The 12,496-nt window shown below is 43.7% G+C and carries 9 protein-coding genes; 4 read left to right on the top strand and 5 right to left on the bottom strand.

Annotated elements, in window-relative coordinates; genetic code table 11:
* The coding region (locus JEQ21_RS07605; protein WP_199364770.1) for a DUF1542 domain-containing protein at positions 1–1,398 on the top strand (1,398 nt) is incomplete at its 5' end.
* A 270-nt stretch (positions 1,399–1,668) separates the two neighbouring features.
* Positions 1,669–6,789, top strand: coding sequence for a glycoside hydrolase domain-containing protein (locus JEQ21_RS10310; RefSeq protein WP_199364771.1), 5,121 nt, complete (start codon positions 1,669–1,671; stop codon positions 6,787–6,789).
* 457 nt (positions 6,790–7,246) lie between these two features.
* On the opposite strand, the gene JEQ21_RS07615 is transcribed toward JEQ21_RS10310, so the two are convergent.
* Together JEQ21_RS07615 and JEQ21_RS07620 are read right to left on the bottom strand one after the other, a co-directional pair.
* Positions 7,247–7,744 (bottom strand): methylated-DNA--[protein]-cysteine S-methyltransferase, encoded by a 498-nt coding sequence (locus JEQ21_RS07615; protein WP_199364772.1) that lies wholly within the window; start codon positions 7,742–7,744, stop codon positions 7,247–7,249.
* 443 nt (positions 7,745–8,187) lie between these two features.
* Complete coding sequence (locus tag JEQ21_RS07620; protein ID WP_199364773.1) at positions 8,188–8,547, bottom strand: type II toxin-antitoxin system HicB family antitoxin; 360 nt, start codon at positions 8,545–8,547, stop codon at positions 8,188–8,190.
* Between the two features lie 304 nt (positions 8,548–8,851).
* Here JEQ21_RS07620 and JEQ21_RS07625 point away from each other — a divergent pair, with 304 nt between their 5' ends.
* Both JEQ21_RS07625 and JEQ21_RS07630 read left to right on the top strand, forming a co-directional pair.
* Positions 8,852–9,502: a Maf family protein gene (locus JEQ21_RS07625; protein ID WP_199364774.1), complete on the top strand. Its 651-nt coding sequence runs from the start codon at positions 8,852–8,854 to the stop codon at positions 9,500–9,502.
* Positions 9,499–9,825, top strand: a complete 327-nt coding sequence (locus JEQ21_RS07630; RefSeq protein ID WP_196091956.1) for a potassium channel family protein — start codon at positions 9,499–9,501, stop codon at positions 9,823–9,825. Before JEQ21_RS07625 ends, JEQ21_RS07630 begins: the two co-directional genes overlap by 4 nt.
* A gap of 43 nt (positions 9,826–9,868) precedes the next feature.
* Here JEQ21_RS07630 and JEQ21_RS07635 read toward each other — a convergent pair whose 3' ends face one another.
* The 3 genes from JEQ21_RS07635 to JEQ21_RS07645 are packed head-to-tail and all read right to left on the bottom strand — an operon-like array spanning position 9,869 to position 12,114.
* Positions 9,869–11,014: a low temperature requirement protein A gene (locus tag JEQ21_RS07635; protein ID WP_196967273.1), complete on the bottom strand. Its 1,146-nt coding sequence runs from the start codon at positions 11,012–11,014 to the stop codon at positions 9,869–9,871.
* A gap of 12 nt (positions 11,015–11,026) precedes the next feature.
* Entirely contained in the window at positions 11,027–11,665 is a 639-nt protein-coding gene (locus tag JEQ21_RS07640) for a DUF421 domain-containing protein (RefSeq protein ID WP_196091954.1), read from the bottom strand.
* The gene (locus tag JEQ21_RS07645; protein WP_196091953.1) at positions 11,662–12,114 is read right to left on the bottom strand and encodes a DUF3290 family protein; all 453 of its coding nucleotides are present in this window, start codon (positions 12,112–12,114) and stop codon (positions 11,662–11,664) included. Before JEQ21_RS07645 ends, JEQ21_RS07640 begins: the two co-directional genes overlap by 4 nt.
* Positions 12,115–12,496: the final 382 nt, after the last annotated feature.

Genomic DNA, 12,496 nt, shown 5'->3' on the forward strand with positions numbered 1-12,496 from the left:
GCGATCGAAGAAGCCTTGGCAGCGAAAGAAGCAGCGATTGACGCATCAGACGCAACTGATGAAGAAAAAGCAGCAGCTAAGGAAGCAGCAAAAGCAGAAGCGGACAAAGCTAAAGAAGCAGTCGATGCAGCAGAGACAGCAGATGCAGTAACAGAAGCAAAAGATTCTGGTGTCAAAGAAGTTGAAGCTGTACGGGTACCTGCTAAGAAGATTGGTGAAGGTACTGAATATGATAAACCGTCATTTGATCTTGAAGGATGGATGAAAGCTCAGAAAGCCGCCAAGGATGCGATTGATGCAGCTGCGGAAGCTAAGAATGCAGCTATCGATGCTTCTGGTGCGACCGATGAAGAAAAAGCAGCAGCCAAAGCTAAGGTAGCGGAAGAAGTTGCGAAAGCAAAAGCGGCAATTGATCAAGCAGCTAGTGTAGACGCAATCAACACTACAAAGGACGAAGGTGTGAAATCTGTTTCAGCTGTTGAAGTACCATCGAAAGATGAAGTTGCAGCAGCTAAAGAAAACGCTAAGAAAGCGATCGATGAAGCAGCAGCAGCGAAGAAAGCAGAAATTGATGCACGCGCTGATTTGACAACTGCAGAAAAAGCAGCGGCTAAGTCAGCAGTGGATGCAGAATCAGCTACAGCGAAGTCTGCAATTGATCAAGCCGCAGATGTGAATGCTGTTAACAAGGCTAAAGACACAGGAATTTCTGCTATCAATGCAGTAGATCCAGTAGCAATGGCGAAAGCAGCGGCTAAAGAAGCGATTGATCAAGCAGTTGCAGCTAAAAATGCAGCGATTGATGCATCAAGTGCCACAGCGGCTGAGAAAGCGGCAGCCAAAGCTAAAGTAGCGGCGGAAGCAGCTAAAGCTAAAGCAGCCATCGATGCAGCACCAAGTCTTTCAGCGATTGATCAAGCCAAAGATGCTGGTATCGCAGCTATTGCAGCCGTGAAAGTTTCTTCAGCAGTTTCATCTGTTGAGCAAGCTAAGGATGAGGCTAAGAAAGCAATCGACGCAGCTGCGGAAGCTAAGAATGCAGCGATTGATGCATCAAGTGGAACAGCAGCTGAGAAAGCGGCAGCCAAAGCTAAAGTAGCTGAGGAAGTAGCTAAAGCCAAAGCAGCGATCGATGCGGCAAGTGATGTAGCAGGTGTGTCAGCAGCGATGGAAGCTGGACTAGTAGCGATTGCTTCTGTTCAAGTTCCAGGTCAAGCTGGTCAAAGTGCTCCGTCAACTCGTCCAGTACCTGCTAAGGGTGATTCTCCAATTAAACAAGTGGAGCAAGGAACTCTACCTAACACTGGTAGTCAAGAAAACGGAGTAGCCGTTGCTCTTGGTCTCGGTTTGATTGGTACCCTAGGTTTGGTACAATCCAAACGTCGGAAACGTCGTTAAGATGTTGCAAAATAGGATTTCTGACTCTGTTAGAGAAATAGTGAAATCCAGAATGAAGGGGAGGGAAACCTCCTCTTTTTTTGCTCTTATTCAAGTTGGTTTTTTTCAGTAGGTCTTAATGTAATAGGGGACTTTGTCAAGCCCGTAGAATTGCTATTTTTGAGTGTATTTCGTAAAAGACCAGTTTTTTGTGGAGTTTCTTGAGTTGACTTAGGAAACGCTTTCATTTACCATAGATATATAGTTTCATTATCTATGGAGGTGTTAGGAATGAAATCATTTGAGAAAAATCAAAAATTCTCACTTCGAAAATACTCTGTTGGTTTGGTATCTGTGATGGTTGGTTTGACCTTCGTCACTGCAAATCCCGTATCAGCAAATGGCCAGCAGGATGGAGGAGAGAGTGGAAATATTGAGCAATCCATTCCGGATCTAGTTGAGGGGACGGTTGTTGAACTGGATAGGGAAGCAGAGCCGGTCGCAACTGCTGATGACAGCAAACTTGAGCTTGAACAGCCTCAACAGCCTGAACAACCTGAACAGCAAAATCCAGATGTGCCTGTAGTTGAAGAAGCTGCTTCTTTAGACAAGGCAGATAAAGTGGCTCCAGTAGAAGCACAGCCTCGTTCACGAAGAGTGGCGAGATCCCTACAGGATGAGGGAGAATTGATTCCCCATACTAATGACACGCGCACAATCTATGAAGGGCCATGGGAAAATTTTGGAGATTCTCATGGGAGTGTTTCTGGCAGTGTCCATATTCCTTTTGTAGGGAACCGTGTAGAAATCTACGGTGACCAGTTCCAAGGGGGAGCTCAAATTTCCATTGCAGTAGATGGTCGGCAGGTTGCAGTTGTCAATACAGATGGTCCGCAAGAATTAGCGAAATTACTCTATACAATTGAGAATTTAGAGCTCAAAGAGCAGACCTTGACCATTCAGCCCATTAATAATCTCTACTATTCACATGTAGGAGTTAAGATTTTTACAGATGAGCAGGTTCCGCAGGAAGAAGGAATTCATGCGGTTTATGGAAGTGTTAACCAGCATACCAAGCAAGGGGAGTACTCGCAATTCCTTCGGCAGGACCCGCAAGATCAGGTAGTTTCTCGCCTTTGGTTAGGGGATCAGGATAACCGAAAATTGGTTATTGTGAATAAGAACCAAGACTTGAAAAATGCCCGGATCCAGGTCAGTGATTTTGTCGGTGAGGGCGGTGTTATTCCAGCCTCTGCTCTCAAATCCTTCTTTATTAAAGAGACCGAGGGACACATTGGACGCGGTTTTGTTTATGGAAAACTCCCTGGTCCAGAGGTGCCACGTGAAAATATTCCGGATGTATTGGATAAGGCTGCTCAAGTGGATGTGGCTCGTGGTCAGCTTCAACCGGTTTGGCTGCAGTTAACCTTGCCTGAAGGGGTTCAACCAGGCAAGTACAAGGGGACTGTTCGTGTGCTAGCGGATAACCTCCAGGAGACGGTTGAGCTCGATTACCATGTACAAGTGCTGGACTTGAAGGCGGATGGAAAAAAACGATTCAGTATGGATCTCTGGCAGTATCCGTTTACGACTGCTCGTTATTTTGGTTTGAGTCAGGATGAATGGTTTGGGAATCGCCATTTAGAGTTGTTGCGGAAGGAACTATCGGAGTATGTCAAAGTTGGGGGTAGCTCGATTACGACCACTATTTCCGAGGACCCGTGGAACTCCCAAACTTATGATGCCTATCCAAGTATGGTTAAATGGACCAAGAAGGCGGATCAGACTTTTAGTTTTGACTTTACGAATTTTGATAAATATGTTGACTTAGCCCTTTCACTAGGGATTGATCAGCAGATCAAGTCCTTCTCGCTAACTCCTTGGGATAATCAAGTTGCTTACTTTGACGAAGCTAGCAATCAAATGGAGAAGGTCAAGTTACCAACCGGTAGTGCCGAATGGAAGAACATTTGGGGACAATTTTTGACCGCTTATATTCAGCATTTGGATCAAAAATCTTGGTTTGACAAAGCCTTCCTCTCCATGGATGAGCGTCCAATTGCGGATATGGAGCATGTTCTTGAATTGGTCAATCAATTTAAGAATAAAGAAGGAAAACGGCTAAAACTCAGTGCAGCCATGAATTACTCTGCCGAAAAGGCAGACATCCTGAATCATATTGAGGATATTTCCATCAATCTAGCCCATATTCAGGATCCAGATTTAGTACGGCAACTGGCGGAAGACCGTCGACAGAAGGGCTTTACTACAACACTTTACACTGCAGTTGGTGACTATCCGAACTCAGTAGCTCGTAGTGCTCCAGTAGAAAGTGCTTGGACCCTTTGGTATGCGGCATCACTAGGTTTAGATGGCTATCTTCGTTGGGCTTATGATGCCTGGGTGAAGGATCCTCTTAAAAATATTGATCACTGGTGGTGGGAAAGTGGGGATCCATTCCTTGTTTACCCAGGGGATAAGGGAGGCGATGAAACCCCAAGAACCAGTCCTCGTTTTGAGCACTTGAAAGCAGCGAAGGCCCAAATTGAAAAATTAGCCTACATCAAGACGCTATCTCCGGAAGCAGCTCAAGATGTAGAAAAACTCCTATCTTCTGTAAAGCGGGAATATGGAAGAACCAATGCTTATCATGCGACAGAATCTACTGGCCGTCAGCAAGATGCCCGAGTGGAGGCTGAAGTCAATCGTCTCAATCTGGCTGCCGATAGTTTAGCGGTCAAATACGCGAGCCTAATAACACCTGGAGCGCAGATAGCAGAACGTGGTTTGTCAGAGAACTATGTCCCTCGGATTGAAACACAGGCTATTCCAGGATCTCTTCAAGAAGGGCCAGAGAATGCTGTTGAAAATGTTTTGGATGGAGATCCATCTACAATTTGGCATAGTTCCTGGGATGGTAGCCCACGTAAAGACCTTTGGGTAACGATCGATGCTGGCAAGGTTCGTACTTTAGATGGCTTAGCCTACTGGGGTCGGTCTGATGGCGGCAGCAATGGTAAGGTTCAAACTTACGAAATTTACACAAGTCTGGATAATCAATCCTGGGATTTAGCAGGTACTGGTAGCTTTAACAATACAGGTGACTGGGAAGAAGTCTCCTTTAAACCAACTGCAGCTCGCTATGTGAAGCTAAAAGCTCTGCAGACTGTTGGTGACAGTGGTCGTGCCAATACCTTTATGGCAGCAAGTGAGCTACGAGTGCGCGAAGATAAGACCACAGATCCAGTGGCTCTAGCAGCGAAAGAGCAAGAAGAGCGTTTGGCTCTGAAGAAAGTACTCTCGATTGATGCGGGGCGGAAGTACTTCTCTGTAGCTCAACTCAAAGATTTAATGGATGCGGCTAGTCAGCATGGCTATACAGACTTCCACCTCCTGCTAGGAAATGATGGTCTCCGTTTCCTTCTGGACGATATGAGTTTGACTGTCAATGGTCACTCTTATTCTAGTCAAGAGGTCAAAGATGCTATCCAAGTTGGAAATGATCATTACTACAAGGATCCAAATGGTTCGGCTTTGTCCCAAAATGAAATGGATGAGTTGCTGAATTATGCCAAGATGCGCAATCTAAAGGTTATCCCAGTTATCAATAGTCCGGGACATATGGATGCTATCTTGGTGGCGATGACGGAATTGGGGATTGATCATCCGAATTTCCAATTTGATGGACTTTCTTCAGAGAGAACGGTGGACATCACCAATGAGGAAGCAGTTGCGTTCACCAAGGCTCTCATTGATAAATATGCTGCCTACTTCAGTGGTAAAGTGGATATCTTTAATATTGGTTTGGATGAGTTTGCCAATGATGTAACAGATTCGGCGAAAGGTTGGCGGATTCTTCAAGGAGATCCATCTGTTGTGACCGGTAAGGACTATCCAAAGGACGGCTACAAACGGTTTGTGGATTATGCCAATGATTTAGCAAGGATTGTTAAGAGCCATGGGCTCCAACCAATGGCCTTTAATGATGGTATCTACTATAATCAAGAAGAAGGTGCCGGTCAATTCGATAAGGACATTATTGTGTCTATGTGGACTGGTGGATGGAATGGCTATGACGTCGCTTCCTCTAAATTCTTATCAGACAAAGGGCATGCTATTCTGAATACCAATGATGCTTGGTATTATATCGTTGGTCGTGATAATGCTAATGGAGGATGGTATAACTTAGACCAAGCCTTAGAAGGAGTTGAGAACGCTCACCTCAATGCAATTCCAAAAACTGAGGGAGCAGATGTTCCAAGTATCGGTAGTATGGTGGCCATTTGGGCAGATGATCCAAGCCGTGAGTACAAACCAGAATTGGCCAAACAACTCATCAAAGCCTTGGCGGACAAAAATCCAGCTTATTTCTTGGCGGATTACAGTGCCGCACAAGTCTTGTTATCTCAAGTACCAAAAGATTTATCCATCTACACGCCAGAAAGTCTAGCCAGCTTCAGACAAGCCTTTAAAGCAGTGAAGTGGAATCATCATAGAGGCGAGCAAGGACAATTAGATCAAGAATTGGCAAGTTTGTCTCAAGCTTTTGAGAACCTGGTCTTGAAACAAGGTAAGATACTTGAGAACGGCACTCGTAAAGACTTGCCAAGCTACGACTTTGGCACCAGCGTAGGCGACGGCACCCGTAAAGACTTGCCAAGTTACGACTTTGGCACCAGCGTAGGCGACGGTACTCGTAAAGAGTTGCCAAGCTACGACTTCGGCACCAGCGTAGGCGACGGTACTCGTAAAGACTTGCCAAGCTACGACTTTGGCACCAGCGTAGGCGACGGTACTCGTAAAGACTTGTCAAGCTACGACTTTGGCACCAGCGTAGGCGACGGTACTCGTAAAGACTTGCCAAGCTACGACTTTGGCACCAGCGTAGGCGACGGCACCCGTAAAGACTTGCCAAGTTACGACTTTGGCACCAGCGTAGGCGACGGTACTCGTAAAGACTTGCCAAATTACGACTTTGGTACCAGCGTAGGCGACGGTACTCGTAAAGAGTTGCCAAGCTACGACTTTGGCACCAGCGTAGGCGACGGCACCCGTAAAGAGTTGCCAAGCTACGACTTTGGCACCAGCGTAGGCGACGGTACTCGTCAGGATTTACCAAGTTTTGATCTGTACTCCTATAAGAAGAAGGATTTACAAAACCCAGACTTATCACTCTTGAACCAGGCTAAGCCTAAAGCTCCTCGTCCGATTGCTGGACAAAAAACAGACTTGCATATTCAACAAGTTGCGAACACCGGTATAGCCAAAGAAGATGTGAAGAACAATACTGAAGCTAGGAAACACCCAGAGTCTCTTCCAAATACTGGATCAGATGCTGGTTATGTACTTAGTGTGGCAGGACTAGCCATGTTGACGACTCTTGGTGGAGTGAAAGCGAGACGGAAAAAATAGCCCTCAATGGCTTCTAATACTCGAAACAGTTCGAAATCTGAAAAGGCAATCCGATGAAGACAGAACTTAGGGTTCGGCGAAGAGGATTAACACATTCAGATTTTGAAATGTAATGAGTATAACCTTCTTCACTTACTAAAACAATAACAAACCTTTGAAAGCCCCTCGAATATTACCGAGGGGCTTATCTTTTGTGAAGTTGAGTATAGGGCTTCCCAGAAGGAGGACGGTAAAGCACATCACCTCCGTTTTTGAAAATAGCAAAACAACAGAAGTGATACGTTCCGTGTTGAGGAGACAGTTGAATTAAGCTGAACTTTAGTACTGTCTACTCAAGTAGGACTATATACTCTTTTAGTTTATCTTTTATTACTGTGTTAGCTCGTCTTGCCGTACTTTAGTACTGCCTGCGACTCGCTGCCTTGTACTAAAAGCAAACTAAAAGACTATATCATCATTACTGGGGATTTTCATGTTCTAAAAGCCAGATTTTTCGCTCGATTCCACCGGCATAACCAGTTAGGGAACCATCATGACCCAAAATTCGGTGACAAGGGATGATGAGGCTAATGGGGTTGTGGCCAACTGCTCCGCCGATAGCACGTGGAGAGGTGGGGCGACCGTTTTTGCGCTCAAACGCCATCGCCAGGTCGAGATAGCTTCGGGTTTGTCTATAGGGGATTTCCAAGAGGAGGTCTAAAATCTGTTGTCGGTAAACAGTAACTTCGGGTTTTAAGGGAAGCACGTGTGGCTGTGGATTTTCACCGGCAAAATAGGACTGCAACCAGTCTTTACTTTGTCCCAGAATAGCATTGTTTCCTTTGGGGATAGCATCTAGATTATAGCCTGCTCCGAAGTAGGTTTGGTCTTGAAACCAGACACCATGGAGTGCTTTATCGTCTGCAAGTAGAATGAGTTTTCCTAGTGGAGAGTGGAATTCTGTTTGTTGGAGCATGGTTCACCTTTTGATAATGGAATCGAAATTTTACAGGACATTAACAGATAAAAATCTATTACTTTTAAGAGAAATGATGAGTTCAAGGAAATAATACTCATTAAATTTCAAAATCTGACGTTGTCAAGCCTCTTCGGTGAACTTTAGTTCTACCATCATCGGCTTTCCTAGTCATCTTTTTGAAATTTTTCGAGTATTCCGATTTAGAAGTTAGTTAAGTATAAATAGTTGACTTAAAGAACTTGGAGCTTTTCTTTTAGGGCTTCCGTTAGCACATGTGAAAAGTTAATTCCATTTTCAATTGCGAGTCTATTGATGTATAGTCTTTTAGCTTGTTTTTAGCACAAGGCAGCGAGTCGTAGACAGCTCAAAATCTCCTGCAGAGATTTTGAGTGGCTGATAAAACTTTTGAAGAAAGTTTCAAATAAGTACGTCAAGACGAGCTAACACAGTAATAAAAGATAAACTAAAAGAGTATAACTGGGATAGTCAAAGTTTTTTTTAACAGGCTTACCAAAGTGTTTTTCTCTAGCAAGTTCTAAGTTAATCGAGATTGGAACAATAAACCGATTTGGAAAACGTTCTTGGATTACCTCTAAAGTAGAAGCAAGTGGAAAGGCTTTCCCCGCTTCTTCAGCAAGAAGTAGCCAACCTTCCAAGAGATCTTGGGCCATAAAGAGTGCTTCCTGCATATCAGATCCAGAACTATAGGTACCTTCTAAATCTGGGAAGGAGATGTTGATTCCATCTACATCGAAATCAAAAATTGCATAATAGAGAAACAGATGGATACCTCCATTCAAATAAGACTCACTTAGTATAACTGTAGATAATTTGTATTAGGAAGTCAAATAAAAACTTACTCTAAACGAACCCCTAGATAAGATAAGCTCATAGCCAGTTCGGTTTCTGCTATAATGGGGTGAGATAGTCTTTTAGCTTGTTTTTAGCACAAGGCAGCGAGTCGTAGACAGCTCAAAATCTCCTGCAGAGATTTTGAGTGGCTGATAAAACTTTTGAAGAAAGTTTCAAATAGGTACGGCAAGACGAGCTAACACAGTAATAAAAGATAAACTAAAAGAGTATAAGGAATAGAAAGGCGATGTTATGACCCATACCATTCAATACCAATTGTCAGGCGAATTCTCCCCACCAAAGGAAATCTACCTTCTGAGCCAGTCTCCAAGGCGACGAGAACTGTTGGATTTTCTTTCTCCAAAAATTGTCGGGGTAGACGTGGATGAAAGAGCTGTCGAGGAAGCCTCCATGGAAATATTTAAAGAACTTCCCTTCTTGGAGCGGGCAGGAAAAACTTGTTGTGATTTGGCTTTAGCCAAAGCACGAGCTGTTGAGGTGGAGGATCCGGCGGTTTTAAGGATTGCTGCTGATACCATGGTTGTTTTTGGAGAAACGATTTATAATAAGCCTCATGACCGTGAGGAAGCTGAGTCCATGTTTCGTTCCTATTTTGGACAAACCCACCAGGTTGTATCAGGGGTTTGCCTGAAACAGGGGGATTCCCTAGATGTATATTATACGGTAGCGGACATTCGCTTTGTGGAATACTATCCAGAATTAGAGCCGGTCATTCAAGCCTATCTAACTTCTGAATCGCCAATGGATAAAGCGGGAGCCTATGGCTTTCAGGATTTGGATCCACGGTTCATTGATTATGTGGCTGGAGATGTGAATACCATCATTGGCCTTCCGGTAGCGGAGACGGCTAAGCGTATTGCAGCTATGGGGAGTGTGATATGAAGCGATTAAATATCTTGATTACAATCCTCCAGCATACTGGATTTATGAAATTTGCCTTGTCTTTTGCCGGATTTTTATTCATGGTTGGGTCACTCTTAACGGTGGTGGAACCCGGAATCCTATCATTTTGGGATGGGGTCTGGTTTGCCTTTGTGACCTCCACAACTGTTGGATATGGTGATTACCAAGCCGTTACTTTTTTGGGACGCTGGTTGTGTGTGTTTTTGACGGTTTATGGAATGATTTTCTTTGCCGCCCTATCGGGTGTAGTCATTAACTACTATACGGAATTGCGAAAAGAGGCGAAGGAGCGTGACAGATAAGGATTTTTAGTGAGCAAAAAAGGGCCTTGTTGAGGCCCTTTCTTTAGATAAAATAGATCTTATGCGGATCATTGGATTCACGGTGATTTTTCATATAAAAACGAATGAAATGAGTCCAGATAAGGAAGATGGTTGCTGTGGTAATAACGGTAACTGTGAGCGGTGAGCTGGCAAAGATGAGGCTCCCAAGAAGTCCTAGTCCGAACAGGCTCCAATAAGTGATTTGGTAGGAGCGAGTCCACTTGTAGGCAGGCTTATTGTAAACCCCATTTAATATGATGGCCAGGAGGAAGGCGAAAAGCCCACTATAGAGGAAACCAACGACGAAGAGGTGATTGGCTTCGTGTTCACTGAGGAAGGTCATGGAAACAGTAATCATGAGAATTCCAGCAAAGATGAGATAATGGCTGTAAATGAGACGCATACCTAGGGTATTGAGACTTTCATCCAAGACGTGATCGAATTCACCGAAATAGAGTAAGAAGAGCAGAACCACGATAAGCAGGAAAAAGATGGAATGGGCTCCGAATGTATCAGCCTGGAAGAAGGAGGCCACTCCAACAATCATTTCTCCAAATGAAATAATAACGAGGAGGGAAATTCGCTCTACGAGATGGGGAAAATTGATGGGAATAAGCCCCATGGGTTTTCGGTAGGCAATTGGCATAAGGAAGGAAGCCATGATAGAAGCAAAGTAAACCCAAATTCCATATTGATAGGGAAGTAAACCCGCAATGAGCACACCGATGGTTCGAACGGCTAGTATTTTTAAAAAGGCACCGATGAGTTCACGTTCTTCTTGAGTTTTACTCTGTCTAAATTGAACAGCGTATTGAAGGAGAAGGGTGCCCGATAGAAGAGCAAAAATAAGATCGAATACATGGAAATTACTCTGCCAGTCCAAGGTAAAATAATTGGAAATCAGCATCATTAGTCCCATATCTACAAACATGATACTCATATTAAACAAGGAATTTTTCCCAAAACGATTGGTAAACATGGTTTGAATCATCCAAGTATTGACCAGTAAGAGTAGGCAGGTTAAAAAAGAGAAAAAGTGGAAGGGAGGCAAAACTCCTTCTTCCAAATGGTGGATAAGTCCAGTGGTTTTGGAAATGGCATAAACAAAAACGAGGTCGTAGAAGAGTTCGGTGAACTCAACCCGCTTGTGTTGAACGATTGAAGACATTGTGTTTCCTTTCTATGATTCGTAGGTGATAATGGTTAGTTGACCTTGGTCATATTCGGCCAAGAAGATTTGAGAGGTTTCCTCATACCCAAGGACCCCTAGTTGTTCCTGCAGCCATTCAGGGTTCTTGTCCAACAATTCCAAGATGTCGACTTGGACAACACCATCTGTAATGACTGGATACTTGGGGTTGGCTTCTCCAGCTTGGACGACAATGAGTTGGCCATTTTGTTCCAAAACAGCTCTTTTGACATCGGCAATACGGAAAATCCCCTGACCACGCAGTTTTAAGGTCAAATCGGCAGCGGTAAGTCCTGCGGCTCGACAGGCTTCCACATCTACTTTTCCTTTTTGAATCAGGACCCGTGGTTGCCCATCGATGATTTGTTTAATGGTGTGGTTATGTGTCTTTAACCATTTGAGACTAAGGACTAAGATGGTCCAAATCATTAAAATGATGACATATTGGAGAAGGGTGATTGAAGGATTGTAAATAACCCCTCCGATGATTCCCCCCAACACATAGTTTTGTACCTGGTCCGTAGCAGAGTTGGGGGCCAGGTTACTTTTGCCAGAAATGTTGATTACCACAATTAAGGTTAATAAGCCAATGGCTAATTTAATCGTGGCATCTAAATAGAGTATATTCATTGGTTTACCTCCACTAGTTCTAAGTCAAAAGAGTGTAGGTCCATTTTTTCCAAGAGATAAGTATCCGGTTCGCTGCCGGAGATGGCTCGGTAGAATTGACCGTCTACATATAGGAGAGCCCCATTGGTCTCAGCAGAAGTGTTGACATAGACCTGATTGGGTTTGACCTTTAAATTCTCGGATACCTTTTCAATGAAATGGATTGAAGTTCGATACTGATTGTTGGCCTGACTGTTGGCCTGCAAACTTTCAAATCCAGATAAACCAGACACGAGTAGCGTCAAGCCTAGGATAATAACCAGTTCACGGTACTTGGAATCTCGTTTATCTCTGTAGGCCAGAAAAGCAGTGTAGCCCAGAATCAGTAATAAGGCTATCAAGAAAGCGGCTAGCAGCCAATTGTCTTGACGAATTTGATTCAAAACAAAGTCATAGGAATAGAACTTCATGAGGCTCCTTTCATAAATATACTCTTTTAGTTTATCTTTTTTGACTGTGTTAGCTCGTCTTGCCGTACTTATTTGAAACTTTCTTCGAAAGTTTTATCAGTCACTCAAAATATCTGCAGGAGATTTTGAGCTGTCTACGACTCGCTGCCTTGTGCTAAAAACAGGCTAAAAGACTATAATACTCATTACATTTCAAAATCCTTCTTATTTTAGCACACTTTTGAGTTCTGAAAAACCTCCTTTCCACGGAAAATGAAAGTCTAGTGGTGAAATGTCAAGTTCAAAGTTCTGAGCAGTTACTCTTTTTTTCAGAAAAAAGGGCGCACTGAAAAGAGCTAGCGAAAAATGATGTTTTTCAATCAATTTTCACTAGATTTTCAAG

Origin of the sequence: Streptococcus sp. 121 (assembly GCF_016458205.1) — a bacterium.
Classification (GTDB): Bacteria; Bacillota; Bacilli; order Lactobacillales; family Streptococcaceae; genus Streptococcus.

Coding starts and splice junctions, on each gene's coding strand:
- JEQ21_RS07625 (WP_199364774.1), top strand. CDS start 8,852: ATGACCCATACCATTCAATACCAATTGTCAGGCGAATTCTCCCCACCA.
- JEQ21_RS07640 (WP_196091954.1), bottom strand. CDS start 11,665: ATGAATATACTCTATTTAGATGCCACGATTAAATTAGCCATTGGCTTA.
- JEQ21_RS07630 (WP_196091956.1), top strand. CDS start 9,499: ATGAAGCGATTAAATATCTTGATTACAATCCTCCAGCATACTGGATTT.
- JEQ21_RS10310 (WP_199364771.1), top strand. CDS start 1,669: ATGAAATCATTTGAGAAAAATCAAAAATTCTCACTTCGAAAATACTCT.
- JEQ21_RS07615 (WP_199364772.1), bottom strand. CDS start 7,744: ATGCTCCAACAAACAGAATTCCACTCTCCACTAGGAAAACTCATTCTA.
- JEQ21_RS07645 (WP_196091953.1), bottom strand. CDS start 12,114: ATGAAGTTCTATTCCTATGACTTTGTTTTGAATCAAATTCGTCAAGAC.
- JEQ21_RS07635 (WP_196967273.1), bottom strand. CDS start 11,014: ATGTCTTCAATCGTTCAACACAAGCGGGTTGAGTTCACCGAACTCTTC.